This window comes from Rathayibacter sp. Leaf299 (assembly GCF_001423055.1).
Classification (GTDB): domain Bacteria; phylum Actinomycetota; class Actinomycetes; order Actinomycetales; family Microbacteriaceae; genus Rathayibacter; species Rathayibacter caricis.
This window is the reverse complement of sequence record NZ_LMNT01000001.1, coordinates 142,663-164,062: the sequence shown is the minus strand read 5'-3', so window position 1 is coordinate 164,062 and position 21,400 is coordinate 142,663. Positions and strand designations below refer to the sequence as shown.

The window sequence follows — 21,400 nt, the reverse complement described above, 5'->3', positions numbered from 1 at the left end:
TCGCGTCCGGATCCACGGCCTCGCACCTCAGCCGTGCGCCCCCGAGCCGACGTCGGGTGCGGTCAGCGGACGCTCGGCCAGCGCGATCGCCTGCTCCCGGCTGAGGCTGCCGGGGAAGTTCAGCTCGGTGAAGCGCCCCGTCGGATCGTCCCTCGACGTGGGCAGCACGACTCCGCTCCCGTGGAGGAACTCGAGGATCGCCTCCTGCGTCCGCCCGGTCGTCACGCGACCGAGGGAATCGCGGAGCTCGAGCAGCACGGTGCGGCCGGGCGCGTGCAGCTCGATCACCACCCGCTTCGACCGACTGCCGAGGAAGAGCCGCTTCGCCGAGGTGAAGTCGGCGAACGGAGTGACCCGCGATCGGACGCGGACGGTGCGCGCGGCGAGGTCGGCGTGGGGGGTGGGGTGCCTGACGGCCATGAGCACCGCCATCACGCCGAACAGGATCACGGAGAGGGCCACGAGGACGCCGAGCCTCAGGCCGAACGAGATGCCGTCGATGAGCAACCCGGAGAAGTTCCACGCGGGGATCGCGAGCAGGAGCATCCCGATGAGGATGCTCTCGCTCGGGGTCTTCGCCCGCGTGAACCAGTTCCACTGCACGAGTGGGACCTCCCGTGACGACCGCGTGCCGCGCATCCGCCCGCCTCTCCCCCGCTCCGACCCACCCTACGGACCCGGATCCCGCCGGACACGTCGGTCTCGAGACGCCGCTGCGCGGCTACTCGACCAGCGAAGGGGCAGGCGTCGCGCGGTAGCGCCGGTTCCGCGCCGCGAGGATCGCGCCTCCGATGACCGCCGCGAGGAGCGAGCCCGCGAGCACGCCGACCTTCACGTGGTCGTCGGACTCGCTGCCGGCGCCGAACGAGAGCTCGCCCACGAGCAGCGACACCGTGAATCCGATGCCCGCGACGAACGCCATGCCGAGCATGTCGATCCAGCGGAGTGACGGATCGAGCGAGATCCCGCGGAAGCGGGTCAGCAGGAACGTGCTGCCGACGATGCCGATCGGCTTGCCCAGCACGAGGCCGGCGATGATGCCGAGCGCGATGGTGTCCTGGAACGACTCCGCCAGCCCCGCGAGACCGCCGACCGTCACTCCGGCCGAGAAGAACGCGAACACGGGCACCGCGAACGAGGTCGACAGCACGCTCCAGCGGTCGGCGAAGTGCGCGGCGAGGCCGTCGTAGATCGGCTTCCCCGCCGCGTCGGTCCCGACCTGCACGCGGGCCCGCTTCGTCGCGACGACCGGCACCATGAAGCCCAGCAGCACGCCGGCGACCGTCGCGTGCACTCCCGACGCGTGCACGAGCGCCCACGTCGCGACTCCCAGCGGGATCAGCACCCACCACGCGCGCACGCCGCGCTGCACGCAGACGGCGAAGACGGCGAGCGGGATCAGCGCGAGGCCGAGCATCAGCGCGTCGATCCCCGCCGTGTAGAACACGGCGATGATCGTGATCGCGATGAGGTCGTCGACCACCGCGAGGGTCAGGAGGAACGTCCGCAGCGCCGGCGGGAGGAACCTGCCGACGACCGCGATCACCGCGACCGCGAACGCGATGTCGGTGGCGGCCGGGATCGCCCAGCCGTCGAGTGCCGCTCCTCCGCGCTGCAGGTTCACGGCGACGAAGATCAGGGCCGGAGTGACGACTCCGCCGACCGCCGCGACGATCGGCACGAGCGCGGTGCGGGGGTTCCGCAGCGAGCCGGCGACGAACTCCTCCTTGAGCTCCAGACCGACGACGAAGAAGAAGATCGCGAGCAGGCCGTCGGCCGCCCACGAGCCGACGCTGAGGTTCAGGTGCAGCGCCTCGGGTCCGAACCGGAAGTCGCGCACCGCCTCGTAGAGCGAGGACGCGGGGCTGTTCGCGATGATCAGCGCGAGCAGCGTGGCGGTGAGGAGGAAGGCACCGCCGACGGTGTCCTTCTGCAGGGTCTGGCGGAGCCCCCGCCAGAGGGAGTGCGGTGCCTGGTCAGCGGGCAGGTCGTGGTGAGCCATGGGTCGTCCGTTCGGAGTGGTGGCGAGCGCGGGAGCGCGGCCGCTGTCTCCGGAGGAGGGGCGGTCGCGGTCTAGGCGCGCGGCGGCGGGCAGCCGGCGATCTCGCCGTGCGCGTTCGTGCCCCACGAGCTCAGCCATCCGTTGGTCCCCGAGGCGCGCTTGGTCAGCAGCAGCCGGTTCGGGAACGCGGCCGCCGCACGGGCGCGGGCGCGGGACGGGGAGGACATCGGATCGACTCTACCGAGCACGACTGAGCGCCCGCCCCCTTCTGCAGGGGACGGGCGCTCGGACGCGCGGGGGCTACTCCTCGACGACGATCGTGGTGATGACCGGGTTCCGGCGGTGACGGCGGGTCAGCCAGCGGCCGAGCGTGCGGGTGATCAGCTTCTCGAGCGCCTCGCGGTCGGTCGGCGATCCGGCGGCCTGCAGCACGGCGTCGTCGATCGCCTTGCTCGCGTTGGCCTGCCAGCCCGGCTCCTCCACGAAGCCGCGGGTGAAGAACTCGACGGGCTCGCCGAGCGTGCCGCGGTCGAGGTCGGCGATGGCGAGCACGGTGATCGCGCCCTCCTCGGCGAGCACACGGCGGTCGATCATGGCGTCCTCGGTGGCGACGCCCATCGTGGTGCCGTCGACCAGGATGTGGTCGGCGTCGATGCGTCCGCTCATGCGGGCGCGGCCCTTGACGAGGTCGATCGAGACGCCGTCCTCGATGACGAAGACGTTCTTCTCGTCGATCCCGGTGCGCGTCGCGATCGCGGCGTTCGCGGTGAGGTGGCGCCACTCGCCGTGCACGGGCAGCACGTGCGTCGGGCGGAGGATGTTGTAGCAGTAGGCGAGCTCGCCGGCGCTCGCGTGGCCCGAGACGTGCACCTTGGCGTTGCCCTTGTGCACGACGGTCGCGCCCCAGCGCGTGAACGCGTTGATGATGCGGTAGATCGCGTTCTCGTTGCCGGGGATCAGCGAGCTGGCCAGCAGCACGGTGTCGCCGGGTCCGATGTCGATGATGTGGTCCTTATTGGCCATGCGCGAGAGTGCGGCCATGGGCTCGCCCTGCGACCCGGTGCAGATCATCACGATTTCGGTCGCGGGCAGCTTCTCGAGCACCTTCATGTCGACGACGAGGCCGGCCGGGATCTTGAGGTAGCCGAGCTCGGCGGCGATGCCCATGTTGCGGACCATCGAGCGGCCGACGAACGCGACCTTGCGGCCGTGGCGGTGCGCGGCGTCGAGGACCTGCTGGATGCGGTGCACGTGGCTCGCGAAGCTCGACACGACGATGCGTCGCGGGGCGGTGCGGAACACCTGGTCGATCGCGGGGGCGAGGTCGCCCTCCGAGATCGCGAAGCCGGGGACGTCGGCGTTGGTGGAGTCGACGAGGAAGAGGTCGACGCCCTCGTCGCCCAGGCGCGCGAAGCCGGGGAGGTCGGTGGTGCGGCCGTCGAGCGGGAACTGGTCCATCTTGAAGTCGCCCGTGTGCAGCACGAGGCCGGCCTCGGTGCGGATCGCGACGGCGAGGCCGTCCGGGATCGAGTGGTTCACGGCGAGGAACTCGAGGTCGAACACGCCGGCGTCGACGCGGTCGCCCTCCTTCACCGGGCGGGTGCGCGGGGTGATGCGGTGCTCCTGCAGCTTCGCCGAGATGAGCGCGAGCGTGAAGGTCGACGCGATGATCGGGATGTCGGCCCGCTCCTTGAGCAGGTACGGCACACCGCCGATGTGGTCCTCGTGGCCGTGGGTGAGCACGATCGCCTCGATGTCCTTCAGGCGCGAGCGGATCGCGGCGAAGTCGGGGAGGATCACGTCGATGCCGGGCTGGTTCTCCTCGGGGAAGAGGACACCGCAGTCGACGATGAGCAGCTTGCCCTTGTGCTCGAAGACGGTCATGTTGCGGCCGATCTCGCCGAGACCACCCAGAGGGGTGATGCGCAGACCGCCCTTCTCGAGCGGCTTCGGAGCCGCCAGTTCGAGGTGGTGGCGGGCGGGCTTGGCTGTGCGGGCGTTTCGCATGGGTGCTTTCCGGTAGGAGGGGCCGGCGTCGTGCCGGGATGTGCGTGGCATGGGGGCGCACCGGGCCGGCCGGTGCTGCTGCGACCAGCGCTCCGGCTCTGCGGAACGGTGTCGCCTCGGCCGCGTGGGCAGCCGAGGACCTCCGCGACGGCGGAGGAGGAGACGGCGGCGCGGGCGTGGCGCGCGCCGGGGTCCGGATCAGACTACCGCTGCCCTCCGCCGGTCCGCTCGGCGCGTGCCGGGCGGGGTGCGCGGCCGATCGCCCGCAGAAGTAAGGCTGGGCGCGCCGAACGAGCCTCTTCTCTCGGAATCGGGGCGCTCAGCCTCAGTTCTGAGGGTCTCTCCGTTCGCAACCGAGGAGCGGAGGGGCGCCAGGCCCCCGGACGAGGCCAGCAGCCGCTCCCGACCTCGGTTCCGTACGCCTCAGCCGAGCCGCTTCGCGAAGCAGAGGCTCTCGGGCTCGTCGCCCCAGTAGCCGAAGCCCGGGATCGGCTCGTAGCCCGAGCTCTCGTAGAGGGCCACGGCCTCGGGCTGCTGCGTGCCCGTGACCAGGCGCAGCAGCTCGACGCCGTGACGCGCCGCGAGCTCCTCGACCCCCGCGAGCAGGAGCCGGCTGAAGCCGCGCCCCCGCGCCTGCTCGATCACGTACATCCGCTTGATCTCGCCGACCTCGCCCTCCGCGGCGAGCGCCACGCAGCCCACGACCTCGCCCTCGACGCGGAGGAGGAGCGTCGGGGTCTCGGGTACCGGCCGCGGCCCGGGGTCGTCGCCGCCGTAGCGCCGCATGATCTCGGCCTCCTGCAGGACGAACAGCGTCAGCGCCACGGCGTCGGCGGCCGTGGTCTCGGTCAGGCGGGGCTCCTCGGGCACCCTCCGATGGTACGGGCGGGGCACTCCGTCGAGGCGTCGCGTTCCCGTCGAGACGTCCAGGAGCGACGGGACGCCTCGACGGCAGCAGGACGCCTCGCCCGCACCGCCCGGTGGCACACTTCGGAGGGTGACCGACGAGGACGAGCTCCGCGAGCTGCAGCGCCGCGCCTACGGGCGCCGGCCCGACCTCGAGCCGCGGGAGCTCGCCCGGCTGCGGACCCTCGAGTCGGGCGGCCCGCTCCTCGCCGAGGAGCCGGACTCCGCACCGCGCCCTCGGATCAGCCGCGCGCTCGCCCTGCTCTGGGCGGCGTCGCTGGTCGTCGCCGTGGCGGCCGGCGTCGGCGCGACCCTCTGGGCGACGACCGCCCCCGACCACGAGGTCGCGTCCCTGCCGCTGACCCCCGCCGAGGACCTGCCGCGCTTCGGCGGCGCCGAGAGCACCCTCGCGTCCGCGCCGTTCCACGGCCTCCGCCTGGTGAAGCGGCCCAGCGGCGACGACGGCGGCGCGTGCCTCTCAGTGGTGCTCGCCGCGTCCGGCGAGAGCGTGATCGTGTCGAGCGGATGCAGCGCCCGCTCGTTCCCCGCGACCGCGCAGCTCACCGTCTCGTCGTCGCTGCCCGCCGAGCTGAGGGAGCAGTTCGGCGAGGGGAGCGGCCTCCGGTTCGTCCTCGAGGGCGAGACGGTGCACGTGCGCTCCGACCGGTGAGGTCAACCCGGGGCGTCGTCCAGGTCGTCTCTGATCGGATGGACGGGACCGCCACCTGGAAAGGACACCTGATCCATGACCGACGTCTCCTCCCAGCCGCCCGCCGAGGGCGATGACCGGAAGATCCTGACCAACCGTCAGGGACACCCCGTCTACGACAACCAGAACCAGCGCACGGTCGGGGCCCGCGGCCCGGCCACGCTCGAGAACTACCAGTTCCTCGAGAAGATCAGCCACTTCGATCGCGAGCGGATCCCCGAGCGGGTGGTACACGCCCGTGGCGCCGTCGCCTTCGGCTACTTCGAGGCGACCGGCACCTGGGGCGACGAGCCGATCTCGCGGTACACCCGCGCGAAGCTGTTCCAGGAGGCGGGGAAGCGCACCGATGTCGCGATCCGCTTCTCGACCGTGATCGGCGGCCGCGACTCGTCCGAGGCCGCGCGCGACCCCCGCGGCTTCGCGGTGAAGTTCTACACCGAGGACGGCAACTGGGACCTCGTGGGCAACAACCTCGGCGTCTTCTTCATCCGCGACGCCATCAAGTTCCCCGACGTGATCCACTCGCTCAAGCCCGACCCGGTCACGTTCCGGCAGGAGCCCGGCCGCATCTTCGACTTCATGTCGCAGACGCCGGAGTCGATGCACATGCTGGTCAACCTGTTCAGCCCCCGCGGCATCCCGGCCGACTACCGCCACCAGCAGGGCTTCGGAGTGAACACCTACAAGTGGGTGAACGCCGCCGGCGACACGAAGCTGGTCAAGTACCACTGGATCCCCTCCGTGGGCGTCAGCAGCATGACCGAGGCCGACGCGGCCGTCGTGCAGGGCGGCGACCTCGGCCACGCGTCGAAGGACCTCTACGAGGCCATCGAGCGCGGCGAGTACCCGGAGTGGGAGCTGCGCGTGCAGCTGATGGACGACCACGACCACCCCGAGCTCGACTTCGATCCGCTCGACGACACGAAGGTCTGGCCCGAGAACGAGTTCCCGCCGAAGACGGTCGGGCGCATGGTCCTGAACCGCAACGTCACGAACCACTTCGCCGAGAACGAGCAGCTCTCGTTCGGCACCGGCGTGCTGGTCGACGGCCTCGACTTCTCGGACGACAAGATGCTGGTCGGCCGCACCTTCTCCTACTCCGACACCCAGCGGTACCGCGTCGGCCCGAACTACCTGCAGCTGCCGGTGAACGCGCCGAAGAACGTGCACGTCGCGACCAACCAGCGCGACGGGCAGATGGCGTTCCACCAGGATCACGGCGGCGAGAACCCGCACGTGAACTACGAACCCTCCATCACCGGCGGGCTGCGCGAGGCGCAGTACCCGACCCACGACGACCAGGGCCCCGAGATCACCGGTCGCCTCACGCGCAAGCGGATCCCGCGCACGAACGACTACACCCAGGCCGGCCAGCGCTACCTGCTGATGGAGGAGTGGGAGCGCGACGATCTGGTCGCGAACTTCGTCGACCTGATCTCGCAGGCCGCGCGCCCCGTGCAGGAGCGGATGCTGTGGCACTTCTACCTCTTGGAGGACGACCTCGGCCGCCGGGTCGGCGAGGGCCTCGGCATCACGCTGGACGAGGTGAAGGACCTGCCTCCGCTGCAGTCGCAGACCCTGTCCGACGACGAGCTCGCCCGGCTCGCGAACCTCGGCCGCAACGGGTCGCGGGACGTCGAGGGCCTCGTCATGACGCACACCGTCCCGAACGCGCGGGCGAACATGGTCGAGAAGCACGTGCAGGAGGAGCAGGCGTAGCTCCTGCGGGCCGGGGGGAGCGATCCCTCCGGCCTTTCTCTTTGCGAGGATGGGCGGATGTCCTCCCGCCGCCCCGATGCCACCGCCGTCGAGCTGATCGGCGGCGTCGAGCCGCTCGAGGTCGCGCTGCACGAGTACGACGAGAGCTGGCCCGCGCACTTCGAGGAGCACCGGCGCCGGATCCTCGGCGCGCTGCCGGGGGTCGGCGTCGAGCACATCGGATCGACGTCGGTGCCCGGACTCGCGGCCAAGCCGATCATCGACATCGTCGTGATCGTCGACGACATCACGGCCGAGGAGGACTACCTGGACGCGCTCCTGGCCGCCGGCTACCTGCTGCGCGTGCGGGAGCCGGGCCACCGCCTCGTACGGACCCCCGCGCGGGACGTGCACGTGCACGTCTACGAGCGGGGCGCCGCCGCGATCGACGCGTACCTGCTGCTGCGGGACCGCCTCCGCTCGGACCCCGCCGACCGGGCGCTCTACGAGAGCGTCAAGCGCGACCTGCTGCGCCGCCGCTGGGACGACATGAACGCGTACTCGGACGCGAAGACCGACGTGATCCTGGCGATCCGGGAGCGGGCGGCCCGCTGAGCCGTCGTCCTCGGTGGCGCTGGACCGCAGCCACTCCTCGAGGACGTCCGACGGAACGCGGTCGCGGCGCGGATGACGAGGACGAGGCCCACGATCGACAGCACCCAGGTGATGCCGGCCGCCGCCTCCATACCGGTCAGCTCGTGCGCTTCACCGCGTTGTCGGCGGGGGTCGGGTCGGATGCGGCGGTCGAGACCTTCGCGTCGAACGTGGTCGACTTCGGCCGGCTCGAGAAGGTCACCGGGTACGCGATGCTCGCGCCGGTGCCGACGCTCTTGGCGGTCCAGGTGAGCACCGTGGTACCCGCCACGGTTCCCCGGGTCTGCACCGCACCCGGGGCGCTGGCCACCTGACCCGAGACGACCACTCGGGTGGTGGTGGTCGCCGCGTCGCGGGTGCCGACGTTCTTCACCGTGACGATCGCCGACAGCGGGGCGCTCGCGGCGAGGCCGGGAGCGGGCGCGACGGCGATCCTCAGGTCGGCGCGGGTGAAGAGCTTCATCCGCAGCGACTGCTTCGCCGACGGTGCAGCCAGCCACTGCGAGTTCCCGGTCTGCGTCGCCGTGACGACGCAGTTCGAGAGCCCGGTGAGCCTGACGGTCGCGGTGCCCGGGCCCGTGGCGCTCAGCACGCAGCCGCCCTTCGCGGACAGGGCGACCGGCAGACCGGAGGTGGCGGTCGCAGCGACCGGGTACGCGACACCGCGCTCGGGCGAGGTCGGCATCTTCGTCGTGAACGCGATCTTCTGGGCCTTCCTCACGATCGGGGCCGGCGCGGTGACCGTGATCGACTGGGTCACGCGAGGGGCCGCCTCGTGGGTCGCGTCCCCGGCCTGGTCGGCGGTGAGCTCGCAGGTGCCGGCCTTCGCGAAGCTCACGGCGCCGGCCGTGATCGAGCACACCTCGGGCGTCGTCGTGCCCAGGACCACCGGGGCGCTGGACCCGCCCGCGCTGATCGTCGGCGTGTAGCCGGCGCCGCCCGCGACCGCGGCGGGAGCGATCGACGTGAACGCGAGGGACTGCGCGACCCGTCCGATCTCGAACGTCCGCACCGCCTGCGGAGCCCCGCCGTGGCGAGCATCCCCCGCCTGATCCAGCGTCAGCGTGCAGGTCCCCGCAGAGTCGTAGGACACGACTCCCGCGGCCACCGAGCAGGCGCCCGAAGCCGCCAGCACGGGATCCGCGCTCGACGGGCCGCGGACGACCACGGGAGTCGATGAGCCGCCGATGCGTGCACCGACCGGAGCGTCACCGCCGAACGCGACCGTTCCGGCGGCGAGGTCGACCGCGATCGACTGCGACACCTGGGCCGCTGCCTCGTGCCGGTCGTCGCCCGCCTGGTCGGCGGTGATCGTGCAGGTGCCGCTCCCGACGAAGGTCACGACTCCGTCCTCGATCGAGCAGGACCCGGTCGCCGCGACGATGACCGGGCGACCCGACGGTCCGCCCGTCGCGGTCGGCGTGTAGGTGCCTCCGGGGACCCCCGCGGCCGGAGCCGTGGAGGTGAACACCGCCGTCTGCGCGATCTTCGCGATCGCGAAGGTGCGCACGACCTGGGGAGCCGCACCGTGGCGCGCATCCTCCGCCTGGTCGAGCGTCAGCGTGCACGTTCCGGCGGAGTCGTACGAGACGACGCCCGACGCGACGGAGCAGGCCCCCGACGCCGTCAGCACCGGATCGGCGCTCGACGGGCCGCGGATGATCGCCGGAGTCGAGGATCCGCCGACCCGTGCGCCCATCGGAGCATCGACGTCGAACGCGACGGTGCCTGGGAGGAGCGCGACCGCGACGGTCTGCGACATCTGCGGCGCCGACTGGAAGCGGTCGTCGCCCGCCTGGTCGGCGGTGATCGTGCAGGTGCCGCTGCCGCTGAAGGTCACGACCCCGTCCTCGATCGCGCACGCGCCGGCGGCGCCGATCACGACGGGCTGCTCGGAGGCCCCGCCCGTCGCGCTCGGAGTGTGGTCGTCTCCCGGGATCGCCGTGGCCGGGGCGCGCGTCGTGAACGCCACCGTCTGCGCGGTCTTCGTGATCTCGAACGTCTGATCGGCGCGCGCGGACCCGTAGGTGTCGTCACGGCTCTGGCGCGCGGTCAGCGTGCAGGTGCCGGCGGAGTCGTACGAGACCACGCCGCCCTCGCCCAGCGAGCAGGCGCCCGAGGCGAACAGCACCGCACGGCCCGCAGCCGGACCGGCGACGATCACCGGAGTGGAGGAACCGCCCACCTTCGCGTCGGTCGGAGCCGCACTGCCGAACGACACGGAGCCGGGCGCGTAGCCCACCTCGATCTCCTGGTTGTCCGGGCGGGAGCTCTCGTACTGCGCGTCGCCGTTCTGGTACGCCGAGACGAGGCAGACGCCCTTCGTCGTGAACGTGACGACCCCGTCCTTCACCGAGCACAGCACGCCGGTGAGGATCCGCGGCGCCTCACTGGATCCGCCTCCGGCGACCGTCGGCGTGTAGGTCCCGCCCACCACCGGCGAGGCCGGGGGCGTGCTGGTGATGCGGACGGTCTGCTCGGCCTTGAGGACCCAGTAGCTCCTCTCCGCCCGGCGCGCCGGCCAGTCGCCGTCGCCCGGCTGGTCGAGCGACATCCGGCAGGTCCCGGTGCTGTCGTTCTGCACGGTCCTCCCGTCGGCCCGGACGGAGCACGCACCGCTCGCCGACAGCACAGGCTCGCCCGTCGACGGGCCCGCGACGATCACGGGCGTGTAGGTCCCGAACACGCGACCGGTCACCGGGGCCTCGCCGCCGAAGGCGAGGTCGCCCTCCGGAATGCCCACCGTGATGGTCTGCCTGATCTGCGGAGCATCGGCGTACCGGGCGTCTCCGCTCTGATCGATCGTGACCGTGCAGGACCCCTCTCCGGAGAAGGACACGACCGAGCCCTCGATGGTGCAGTCGCCGCCCCGGACGATCGAGACGACCACCGGAGCGGTGGATCCGCCTCCGGTCGCCTCGACCCTGTACGTGTCGCCGTCGAAAGCACGGGCAGGAGGCGTCGAGCCGACCGTGATCGCCTGGGGCAGGCGCGTCGCGGTGATCGTCCGCTGCTCCTCGGGAGCGGCCTCGTGGTCGGCGTCGCCCGCCTGGTTGAAGGCGAGACCGCACCGACCCGCGTCCGTCAGCACCACGATCCGCCGACCCTGCTCGTCGGTCGAGAGGGTGCAGCCGCTGGCCGAGACGCTGACAGGCAGGCCCGAGTCGGCGGTGGCGGAGACGACGTGGCGCGTGTCGAGCGCCGCGGTCGCCGGCAGCGTCGAGGTGACCGTGATCGACTGCAGGCCCTTGGTCACCGTGAGGTCGTACGACTTCTGAGCGGCCGGGAGCGTGTTTGCGTCGCCTGGCTGGTCGGCCGTGATCGTGCACACGCCGCGGACGACCGTGAAGGTCACGATCCCCTCGGAGATCGTGCACGCGCCGGACGCGCCGTAGATCGCGGACAGCCCCGAACTGGTGATGGAGCGCGGAGAGTACGTGCTGCCGGCCCGCGGATCGACGTCCGCCGGGGCGAAGTAGTCGATGGTCTGGGCCCGCTTGCTCACCTCGAACGATCCGGAAGCGGTGGGCGCAGGCAGGTACCGCTCGTCGCCGGGCTGCTGGAACTGCAACTCGCAGGTTCCGGCGCCCACTGTGCGCACGAAGGCCTCGTCTCTGACGGCGCACACCAGCGGAGTCGTCGTGGTCACCGCGACGGGGAGCCCGCTGGTCGAGCTCGGGTAGGTCAGGACGTCCTCGTAGTACCCGACGGGTACCGCGACCTGCGGCAGCCGGAACGAGATGCTCTGCCTGATGGGGAGGACCTCGAACTCCTGCACGTTGCTCCAGGTGAAGTCGTACCTCTCGTCGCCGTAGATGGCGGCGACCCTGCAGAGCCCCGGGCCGACGAGGCGGATGTCCCGCGTCACGGAACCGGTCGCGTCCCTCTGCGCTGTGCCCACGGGTTCGCAGATGTCGTAGTCGAAGGTGTCGATGTCGACCAGCACGCCGGCCGAGGATCGCGCACGGGCCGTCACGGTCTCCTCACCCAGGGTGTTGCTCGCGAGGGCGTCGAGCTCGATCGACAGCGGAAGGAAGGCGATCTCGAAGGAGCGCTCGACGGGCGTCGCGGGGAGGAACCGCTCATTGCCGGGCTGCAGCGCCACGATCACGCACGCGCCGCCCCCGACCGGAGTGATCCTGTTCTCGGGCGTCACCGTGCAGGACTCGGGCGTGTTGCTGAGATAGCTGACGGGCAGACCGGACGACGAGGTCGCGGTGGCATCGACGGCGGGGCCGTCGATGCGCAGCTCCGGCAGCTCCGAGAACGTGATGGTCTGCTCCACCGGGATGATCGGCACGGGCGGGCGCACGATGGTCTGCGTCTGCTTGGCCGAGGCGTTCGACCGGGTGCGGAAAGTGCCGGTGGCCGTGTCGGTCTCGCGGCCCGAGAACGTGCCGTAGAAGATCGCGTCGCCCGCCCGGGAGGTGAGGGCCCCATCCGCCCCGGTGATCTGGATCTCGGCCGTGCCCCTGCCCGGCAGGGCGGGGTCGATCGTGACGAGCTTGTTCGGAACGATCATGGTCGGGACGCCGTTGTCCACGACCTGGTACGCGACGCCGGCGCGTCCGGACCCGAGAGGGATCCTCGCCGGGTCGGCGGTCTCGACGGTCACGGTGAACCGGAGGTCGTCCCCGACGGCGCTGGGGTTGGTGGCCGAGACCACCGAGACCGTCGTGGAGTACTCGTCGGGGATGGAGCGGATGACCACGTTCGCGCGATCCCTGCCTCCGCCCTGGGTGAGGACGGCCTCCGTCGTGCCGGCTCCCGCGTGCCCGCTGCCGCCGCCACCCGAGCCCTGGTAGTAGATGAGCCACGGCGCGTAGTACCGCCCGCTTCCGCCGCCACCGCCGTACCAGCCGCCGCCGCCGCCGGTTCCGCCGTTCGCCGAGGCGCCGGGGAACGGCTTCGCGTCGCCGCCGCCGCCACCGCCGCCGAAGGTGCCGCCGCTCGCGTTCCCGCCGCCGTAGCCTCCCGCCTTCTGGCTGCCGCCGCCGCCCTTGCCGCCGTAGACGGTGGAATCGACCTCCTGACCGCCGTCCTGGCCGTTCTCGCCTCCGCCGACTCCCATGAAGTAGGCGTCGCCACCCGCGCCGCCGGCGACGAGGACGCGATCGCTCAGCCCGAAGTCCCCGGTCCTGACGTCGGTCGCACCGTTGCCGCCGTCACCGCAGGGATTCAGGGTGCAGCCGAACCCGTCGGTTCCTCCCGTGCCGCCTCCGTTCCAGCCACCGAGGGCCCGCTTGCCGATCGACACTCCGTTGGGACGGGCGTCCTCGCCCACCCCGCCGACGTTGACCTGAAGCACCTGCCCGGGGGTGACCCAGAGCTTCGCGGTCGTCAGTCCGCCGTTGCGCCCGCCGTCGACGCGCACCTTCAGGGAGTGCGTGTTCGGCGGCACCGTGAAGGTGTCGGGGGCCCCTCCGATGCCGTCGGCGCTGCGGTTCACGTACCGGCACTCCACGGCGTCGGGGCCGGCCGCGATGGCCGTATTGACGACTCCCGCCTCACCGCATGCCGAGGAGGCCGCAGCCGAGGCCGCGGGCGCCGCCGTCGGCATCGCGACGAGGCCGGCGGCGACCACGACGGCCGCCAGGGCGGTGGCGAGTCGGGAGCGGAGGGAGGAGCGGACGGGGGGCGCGGATCCGGGCACGACGATCTCTCTGAGGAGGCGCGTGAGCGCCCGGGGGCGGCGCTCGGACGCGAGGGGACGAGTGGCTCCCCACTATCCCTGTGTTCGGGGCGGATTCTCAGGCTCCGGTACCCCCCGAGGAGGGCGACAGATTCGACGCGCGCATCCCGACCTCGCCGGACGGGTCGACCCGGCGCGGGCTGCCGGGGGACGCCTCGTCGAGGACGCCTGCGAGCCGGCCCGTCAGTGCGGCGACCCGAGGGACTCGGCCGGGAGCAGGGCCGTCTCTGCGGTGCAGCCGAGCTCGCCCGGCTGCAGCCGGACCGGCGCGACGACGACACGGGTGACCACTCCGTCCTCGCGCTTGACGAGCACGCAGTCCCCGGCGCGGCCCATCGCCACTCCGACATCGCTCCCCCGCACCGCCGCCGTCGGCGGCGCCGCGACCTCCCGCACCCCCGTCGGGGCGGCCAGTCGCTCGGTGATCGCGGCGACGACCGCGTCCGCCGGTCCCGGATCCTCGGGGAGCCCGGCGAGCACCTCCGTCGCCGCCGCCTCGGCGTTCGGAGCGGGCACGACGATCTCGCGGGTGTCCGGCGACGGAGCGACGCCCGGCGTCGACGCGTCGCACTCGACGTCCTCCACCCCGGTCGTCGTGCCGAGGACGGTCTCGCCGTCGTCGCTGTGGCGGCCGTAGAAGCCGTACTCGATGCGGAAGCAGTAGGCCTCTCCGTCAGCGCCGGTGACGCGCGTCGTGAGCGCGCCGAAGGGGTCGATCAGCTCGGGGGCCTCGAGGGACTCGATCGCGATCAGGTCGGCGCCCGCCACGACGGCCTCGCGCGCGACCTCGTCGATGCCGTCGGGCCGGTCGGTGCCGATGCCGTCGGCGAGCGCGGCCGCCGATTCGCGCGCGGCCGTCTCGGAGGAGGCCTCCGGCGAGCCGTCGAGGTTCACAGCGCAGCCGGCGAGCAGGGCGACGGCAGGGAGGAGCGGGAGGGTGCGGAACCCGCGCGTCACGATCGTCCTCCCCTGGAGGGACTGCCCCGGCAAGCCCGGTCGCGGGCTGCCCCGGACGCCGAGGCGATCGACGGCGTCACCGGAGGAGCCGACCGACGACACGCGTGTCGGGTCGGGCGGGCCCGTGCCGGGGCATCTCGTTGAGTATGTCCCCTCCCCCGATGCGGTTGCTGCGCTCCGTCAGCGCGACGTGAGCGAGGTGCTCGTCCGCCGTCCAGCAGAACAGCCGTCCTTTGTGGTCCTTGTTCCGAGAGAGGATCCCGGCGGCGGACAGCTGGGCCAGGGCTCCGTGCGCGGCGACGGTCGAGACGCCGTGATTCCGGGCGGCGGTCTCCGCCGTCAGAACCGGATCGATCGCGAGTCGGTCCAGTATCCGGAGCACGACAGCGTCCTTCCGCGGGCGGGCGGGCGAAAGACCGGCCTCAGCTCGATAGGCGACCAGGCGCTCGAGGACGGCGGAGTCCAGTCTCTCGACGGCCTCGGAGAGGGCGACCGCGTTCGAGGCGGCCACCTCCGTCGCCCGCGCGAATCCGATCACCCAGTCGTCCACCTCGCCGGCTCGGAACGCGGTCAGGCCGGCGATGTACTCGTCCTTGTCGCCGGCGAACACCGTCGAGATGGGCACGAGGACGTTGCGCAGGGCGTCGCTGCGTTTCAGCACCGTGTGGATGAGCGCACGACCGGTGCGTCCGTTGCCGTCGATGAACGGATGGATGGTCTCGAACTGGGCGTGGGCGAGCGCGGCTCGGACGACGGGGTTGCCCTCGGTCGCCGTCACGAAGGCGGCCAGGTCCTCGACGAGCCGTCGCACCTCGGACTCCGGCGGCGGCACGAAATCAGCTCGCAGGGGGGACCACCCGGTGCCGCCCACCCAGTTCTGCTCCTCACGGACGCCGTACGGGAGCGACGGTTCGATGGTGTGCTGCAGCGCCTCGATGTCCGCGAGCGTGATGCGGCGTTCACGATCGGCCAGTCCGGCGATGGCGGTCTCCGTCGCCCGGACGTTCGCGATCACATCGAGTGCGACTTTCTTCCCCTGCTGGAGCACCTCGGCGATCGCGAGCTTCTTCGGAGTGACGCGATTCCCCTCGATCCACGAGGACGAGATGCTCTCGGAGCGGATCAGGAGATGGTTGAGAGAGCCGCCTCTGGCGCCGATGCGCTCGTCGGCCCGAGCCAGCACCGTCAGAGCGTCCTCCGCCGCACCGGCTGCCTCTCGGCCCAGCGGAGGCAGCGCGAGTCCGAGCTCGTCGGGCACGAGAGCGCGGTAGACGCCGGGGCTGCGGTCTCGACGAGTGAGCCCCGCGGTCTCGCGCGGGTTCCACTCACGGTCGACGTGGTGCACGGGGACCTCCCAAGTGCGGGGCTGATGTGTAGCCAAGGTTAGCGCCTCTAACCTTTACGCTCAGCGCCTGCGCTCAACGTTGTCGCGCCTCACCGGACGGGTCAGCAGAGCCTCGAGCGGACCCTTCGCCACGTCATCGGTCCCGCATCGGAGGCTCATAGACCCGATCGTCAGAGTCGGACGCGCAGCCGACGTCCGAGGAGGACACCATGACCCGCATCCCCGAGCCCGACCTCACCCCGCAGGGGCCCGCCTACCAGGGGCGGCGTCTCGACCGGCCGCACGAGGAGGTCGTCGACCAAGGGCTGCTCTTCGACGTCGGCACGCTGTTCAGCCGCCGGCGGGTGCTGTCGCTGATCGGAGTCGGAGCGGCGACGGTGGGGCTCGCGGCGTGCACGACCGATGCGGGCGGCAGCACGGGCACGTCGTCCGCGAGCGGATCCTCCGGCACCGCCTCCTCCGGAACCGCCTCGACGGCGACCGGCGAGATCCCCGACGAGACCGCCGGCCCCTACCCCGGCGACGGATCCAACGGCGTCGACGTGCTCGAGAACGCCGGAGTCGTCCGCAGCGACATCCGCTCGAGCATCGACGGCGGAGCGACCGCCGCGGGCGTGCCGATGGCGCTGACCCTCACGATCCTCGACACCGCGAACGGCGACGTGCCGTTCGCCGGCGCGGCCGTCTACGTCTGGCACTGCGACGCGGGCGGGAACTACTCGATGTACTCCTCCGGGGTCGAGGACGAGACCTACCTGCGCGGGGTCCAGGTCGCCGACGCGAACGGAGCGGTGACGTTCACCTCGGTGTTCCCCGCCTGCTACTCCGGCCGCTGGCCGCACATCCACTTCGAGGTCTACCCCGACGCCGCCTCGATCACCGACGCGGCGAACGCGATCGCGACCTCGCAGGTCGCCCTCCCCGAGGACGCCTGCGCCGCCGTCTACGCGCTCGACGAGTACAGCGGATCGACGCAGAACCTCGCGCAGGTCTCGCTCGCCGACGACAACGTCTTCGGCGACGACGGAGGCGTGCTGCAGCTCGGCACGACGTCCGGCGACGTCGCGACGGGCTACTCCGTGGCGCTCACCGCCCGCGTCGACACGACGACCACGCCGACCGCGGGAGCGGCTCCCGGCGGCGGTGCGGGCGCCCCGCCCAGCCGCTGAGGGCGGGAGTTCTTACCTGAGGCGTACGGAACCGAGGGTGAGGAGCCCCATCGGGCCGCATCGCGCTGCCGATCGGTGTTCGGTCCTCGGTTGCGGACACGGACCGGTCGCCGACCGGCCGCGGGAGCGGAATTCCGGCCCCTGTCGGCCCGACCCACGCCGGCTTACCCTGCCGCCATGGCACTGCGACTGCGACAGATCGTGCTCGATACGGAGGACGCGCGAGGTCTCGCCTCCTTCTACGCCGCCCTCCTCGGCGGCCGCTACCGGCCCGGCGACGAACCGCCGGCCGACGGCTCCGACGACCGCGCGGAGTGGGTCGCGCTGCGCACGCCCGAGGGGGTGCGGCTCGCGTTCCAGCGCGTCGACCGGCTGCAGCGCGCGACGTGGCCCGAGGGCGAGCACCCGCAGCAGCTGCACCTCGACCTGATGGTGGCGGACGCCGCCGAGCTGGAGGAGCAGCGCGAGCGCGCCGTGGCGCTGGGCGCCGAGGTGATCGACGACCAGAGCGACGACGCGGAGGGACCGCTGTACGTCTTCGCGGATCCGTCCGGTCATCCGTTCTGCATCTTCGTCGCGGAGGACCTCGACGCGCTCGTCGACTGGTGACCGCGTGGAAGAGGCGCGCAGGCGCGTTCTGTAAAAGTTATCGTCGCTCTTCGGTGGGCGTGATAAATTTATCGCGTGCGATCCGCTCTCAGTAATCCCTTCCAACCCGGCTCGGACGTCGTGCCCGACGTCTGGGCGGGGCGGGTCGAGCAGTTGAGCGACTGGCGGGACGTCGTCCGCCCGCGCCGCGCCGCCGGTCTGTACGAGACCGGCCGCACCATCCTCGGCGAGCCCGGAACGGGCAAGTCCAGTCTGGTCCGCCGCATCGCCCGGAGCGCGGCGGACGCCGGCGACTGGGTCACGCCGCAACTGCGGATGCCGTCGGGCGCCGACCCGCTGCGGCTCGTGGCCTCCGCGGTGCTCCGACTGGCCGAGCGGGCGGGGCTGGGCACCTCCCCACGGCAGCGGGTCGTCGAGCTCCTGGCGCGCGTGGAGCAGGTCGCCGTCGCCGGGCTCTCCCTCACCGTGCGCGGCGGGACGGGCCAGGAACCCTTCACCGCCCTGTTCGAACTGCTGGTCGAGCTCGGCGAGGCGGCGATCGAGCAGGGCGCCGTCGTGATGATCCACATCGACGAGGTGCAGAACATCACCGACGAGGCCGCGCTGTCGCAGCTGCTCATCGCACTGGGCGACGTTCTGGCGCACGAGGTGGAGGCGATCGCTCCCGGTGGGGCGCGGATACCGCGGTTCCTCCCCGTCACCGTCTACCTGACCGGGCTGCCGGACTTCGAGGACATGGCCGGCGCGAGGAAGGGCGCCACCTTCGCCCGGCGATTCCGCACCACGACGCTCACCGCCCTCGACGAGCGGGATCTGCTCGAAGCGCTCCAGCCGTTCGTCCTCGAGGGGTGGCGGACCACGACCGCCGAGGGCCGCGCCGAGACCGTCACCATGAGCGCCGACGCGGCGACGGCGATCACCGCGCTCTGCTGCGGCGAGCCGTTCCTCTTCCAGCTCGCCGGGCAGCGCGCCTGGAACGCGGCGACGACGGCGGTGATCTCCCAGGACGACGTCGTGTCCGGCTGGCGCGGCGCCGAGCGCGAGGCCTCGGCCCACGTCGAACGCATCCTGAACCGCCTCCCGACGCGAGAGCGCGAGTTCGTCGAGGCGATGGCAGCACTGCCGCCCGCCGAGCGGACACTGACGAGCATCGCCGAGCGGATGGGTCTGACGTCGGCGACGCAGGTCGGACCGTTCTCGCAACGACTCGACACCGTGCGGGGCATCATCGACCGCGGGAAGCCGTACTCGTTCCGCAACCGCGCCGTGGAGGCCTCTCTTACGAGCGACTGGCCCCGCGTGTAGCGGACGTCGGGGGTCGCAGCCGGGCCCGGGCTGAACGATCCCGATGACCGGCTACTGCTCGAGAGAGCATCCTCGGCCTCTCCGCAGGGGCGCGCGAGGCCCCGAGCGCCCCTGCGCCCGAAATCCCTACGGAATCCTCACGGGTGATTTCCCGGATCGGTCCTGGCCGATCACCCGCGGGGCGTAGAAACGGGAGGTGACCTCCTCTCCGGCGCGCGCCGCCGCCACTCCTCCCCCGCCCGTGAAGCGCCGCGCACTCCGCGCCTGGATGCTCACCGGCCTGTCCGAGGAGTCCGGCGCGCACCAGGGTCCGCACGCGACCACGGTCGAGAAGACGCACTCGTGGTGGCGGGTGATGTGCCTCACGGGCGTCGACTACTTCTCGACGCTCGGCTACCAGCCCGCGATCGCCGCGGTCGCCGCGGGGCTCCTCTCTCCGCTCGCCACGATCGTGCTCGTGCTGCTCACGCTGTTCGGCGCGCTGCCCGTCTACCGCCGCGTCGCGCGCGAGAGCTTCCGCGGCGAAGGCTCGATCGCGATGCTCGAGCGGCTGCTGCCCTGGTGGGGCGGCAAGCTCTTCGTGCTGGTGCTGCTCGGATTCGCGGCCACCGACTTCATGATCACGATCACCCTCTCGGCGGCCGACGCCACGGCGCACGCCGTCGAGAACCCGTTCGCACCCGCCTGGTTCGAGGGGGCGGAGGTGCCGCTGACCCTCGGACTCGTGGCGCTGCTCGGACTCGTGTTCCTCAAGGGGTTCAAGGAGGCGATCGGCATTGCGGTCGTCCTCGTGGCCGTGTTCCTCCTCCTGAACCTGGTCGTGATCGCGGTGTCGTTCGGGCACGTGGCCGAGAACCCGGTCGTGATCACCGACTGGTGGAGCGCGCTGACGACGCAGCACGGGAATCCGCTGGTCATGGTCGGGATCGCGCTGATCGTGTTCCCGAAGCTCGCCCTGGGGCTCTCGGGGTTCGAGACCGGAGTCGCGGTGATGCCGCAGATCACCGGCGCGCCCGGCGACACCCCCGCGGACCCGGCGGGGCGGATCCGCGGGGCGAAGCGCCTGCTGCTGACCGCGGCGATCATCATGTCGAGCTTCCTGATCACGTCGAGCATCGTGACGACGCTGCTGATCCCGCAGGCGCAGTTCCAGCCCGGAGGCGAGGCGAGCGGGCGCGCGCTCGCCTACCTCGCGCACGAGTACCTGGGCGACGGCTTCGGCACCGTCTACGACATCAGCACCATCTGCATCCTCTGGTTCGCGGGCGCGTCGGCCATGGCGGGGCTGCTGAACATCGTGCCGCGGTACCTGCCGCGCTACGGCATGGCTCCGCAGTGGGCCGCCGCCGTGCGGCCGCTGGTGCTCGTGTTCACCGCGATCGCGTTCCTCATCACGATCCTCTTCGAGGCCGACGTCAACGCGCAGGGCGGGGCCTACGCGACGGGCGTGCTCGTGCTGATCACCTCGGCGTCCGTCGCCGTGTTCCTCTCGGCCCGGCGCCAGCGGCAGCGCAAGCGCACCGTCGGCTTCGCGCTGATCGCGCTCGTCTTCGTCTACACGACGGTCGTCAACGTGATCGAGCGGCCCGACGGAGTGAGGATCGCGGCGGTCTTCATCGTCGGCATCGTCGTCGTCTCGCTGATCTCGCGGGTGCAGCGGTCGTTCCAGCTGCGCGCGACCTCCGTCGTGCTCGACGACCAGGCGCTGGCCTTCGTCCGCTCCGACGCCGACGACTACGGAGTGATCCGCATCGTCTCGCACGAGCCCGACGAGGACTCGGAGCAGGAGTACCGCACGAAGCTCAGCGAGGAGCGGCGCGACAGCAACATCCCGGCCCGCTCGCCCGTGCTGTTCCTCGAGGTGCACCGCGCCGACTCGTCCAACTTCGAGGAGGACCTGGAGGTGCGCGGAGTCGTGCGGCACGGCTTCCGCGTGCTGCAGGTGAGCAGCGGCAACGTGCCGAACACGCTGGCCGCGGTGCTGCTCGAGATCCGCTCCGAGACGGGCGTGATCCCCGAGATCTACTTCGAGTGGACGGAGGGCAGCCCGCTGTCGAACATGTTCCGCTTCCTGATCACGGGGGCGGGCGAGGTGGCGCCGGTGACGCGCGAGGTGCTGCGTCGCGCGGAGCCGGATCCGGGGCGCCGGCCCGCGGTGCACGTGGGGTGACGCGGGGTGGGCGGCTCCGGGTGTGGCGCCTCCTCGCTTCTCCAGAAGTTGCGGGAAGCGCGAGCGCTTACCGCGACTAGTGAGGAACCGCGACGGCGTGCTCGGCTCGCTCCTCCGATAGTTGCGGGAAGCGCGAGCGGTTACCGCAACTTCTGAGGAACCGCGACGGGGCGGCGG

Annotated in this window: 15 protein-coding genes; 7 read left to right on the top strand and 8 right to left on the bottom strand. The window is 71.8% G+C overall.

Going from position 1 to position 21,400, the window contains the following annotated elements:
• Positions 1-27 precede the first annotated feature (27 nt).
• The 5 genes from ASF48_RS00745 to ASF48_RS00730 form a co-directional block, all read right to left on the bottom strand.
• On the bottom strand, positions 28-603 hold the full coding sequence (locus tag ASF48_RS00745) for a hypothetical protein (protein ID WP_055784894.1): 576 nt from the start codon (positions 601-603) through the stop codon (positions 28-30).
• Positions 604-721: 118 nt separating this feature from the next.
• Positions 722-2,002, bottom strand: coding sequence for a Na+/H+ antiporter NhaA (gene nhaA, locus ASF48_RS00740; RefSeq protein WP_055784891.1), 1,281 nt, complete (start codon positions 2,000-2,002; stop codon positions 722-724).
• 71 nt (positions 2,003-2,073) lie between these two features.
• On the bottom strand, positions 2,074-2,229 hold the full coding sequence (locus ASF48_RS19720) for a hypothetical protein (protein WP_170116319.1): 156 nt from the start codon (positions 2,227-2,229) through the stop codon (positions 2,074-2,076).
• Between the two features lie 73 nt (positions 2,230-2,302).
• On the bottom strand, positions 2,303-4,009 hold the full coding sequence (locus tag ASF48_RS00735) for a ribonuclease J (protein WP_082480882.1): 1,707 nt from the start codon (positions 4,007-4,009) through the stop codon (positions 2,303-2,305).
• 423 nt (positions 4,010-4,432) lie between these two features.
• Entirely contained in the window at positions 4,433-4,879 is a 447-nt protein-coding gene (locus ASF48_RS00730; protein WP_055784888.1) for a GNAT family N-acetyltransferase, read from the bottom strand.
• A 127-nt stretch (positions 4,880-5,006) separates the two neighbouring features.
• Between ASF48_RS00730 and ASF48_RS00725 the strand changes: the two genes are divergently transcribed.
• The 3 genes from ASF48_RS00725 to ASF48_RS00715 all read left to right on the top strand — a co-directional run bounded on the left by ASF48_RS00725 (position 5,007) and on the right by ASF48_RS00715 (position 7,937).
• Complete coding sequence (locus tag ASF48_RS00725; RefSeq protein WP_055784885.1) at positions 5,007-5,585, top strand: hypothetical protein; 579 nt, start codon at positions 5,007-5,009, stop codon at positions 5,583-5,585.
• 75 nt (positions 5,586-5,660) lie between these two features.
• Positions 5,661-7,343: a catalase gene (locus tag ASF48_RS00720; RefSeq protein ID WP_055784882.1), complete on the top strand. Its 1,683-nt coding sequence runs from the start codon at positions 5,661-5,663 to the stop codon at positions 7,341-7,343.
• Between the two features lie 57 nt (positions 7,344-7,400).
• Positions 7,401-7,937: a GrpB family protein gene (locus ASF48_RS00715; protein ID WP_055784879.1), complete on the top strand. Its 537-nt coding sequence runs from the start codon at positions 7,401-7,403 to the stop codon at positions 7,935-7,937.
• A 136-nt stretch (positions 7,938-8,073) separates the two neighbouring features.
• Here the strand turns inward: ASF48_RS00715 and ASF48_RS00710 are convergent, their stop codons facing one another.
• The 3 genes from ASF48_RS00710 to ASF48_RS00700 all read right to left on the bottom strand — a co-directional run bounded on the left by ASF48_RS00710 (position 8,074) and on the right by ASF48_RS00700 (position 15,970).
• Complete coding sequence (locus tag ASF48_RS00710) at positions 8,074-13,629, bottom strand: glycine-rich protein (protein ID WP_055784877.1); 5,556 nt, start codon at positions 13,627-13,629, stop codon at positions 8,074-8,076.
• Positions 13,630-13,851: 222 nt separating this feature from the next.
• A complete protein-coding gene (locus ASF48_RS00705; RefSeq protein ID WP_157603002.1) occupies positions 13,852-14,625 on the bottom strand; it encodes a hypothetical protein in 774 nt (257 codons plus the stop codon).
• Positions 14,626-14,701: 76 nt separating this feature from the next.
• On the bottom strand, positions 14,702-15,970 hold the full coding sequence (locus tag ASF48_RS00700; protein ID WP_055784871.1) for a Fic family protein: 1,269 nt from the start codon (positions 15,968-15,970) through the stop codon (positions 14,702-14,704).
• Positions 15,971-16,179: 209 nt separating this feature from the next.
• Here ASF48_RS00700 and ASF48_RS00695 point away from each other — a divergent pair, with 209 nt between their 5' ends.
• From ASF48_RS00695 to ASF48_RS00680, 4 genes are all read left to right on the top strand, one after another.
• A complete protein-coding gene (locus ASF48_RS00695) occupies positions 16,180-17,139 on the top strand; it encodes an intradiol ring-cleavage dioxygenase (RefSeq protein ID WP_055784869.1) in 960 nt (319 codons plus the stop codon).
• A gap of 177 nt (positions 17,140-17,316) precedes the next feature.
• Positions 17,317-17,748, top strand: a complete 432-nt coding sequence (locus ASF48_RS00690; RefSeq protein ID WP_055784866.1) for a VOC family protein — start codon at positions 17,317-17,319, stop codon at positions 17,746-17,748.
• A 75-nt stretch (positions 17,749-17,823) separates the two neighbouring features.
• Complete coding sequence (locus tag ASF48_RS00685) at positions 17,824-19,053, top strand: ATP-binding protein (protein ID WP_055784863.1); 1,230 nt, start codon at positions 17,824-17,826, stop codon at positions 19,051-19,053.
• 268 nt (positions 19,054-19,321) lie between these two features.
• A complete protein-coding gene (locus ASF48_RS00680; RefSeq protein WP_157603082.1) occupies positions 19,322-21,223 on the top strand; it encodes an amino acid transporter in 1,902 nt (633 codons plus the stop codon).
• Positions 21,224-21,400 lie beyond the last annotated feature (177 nt).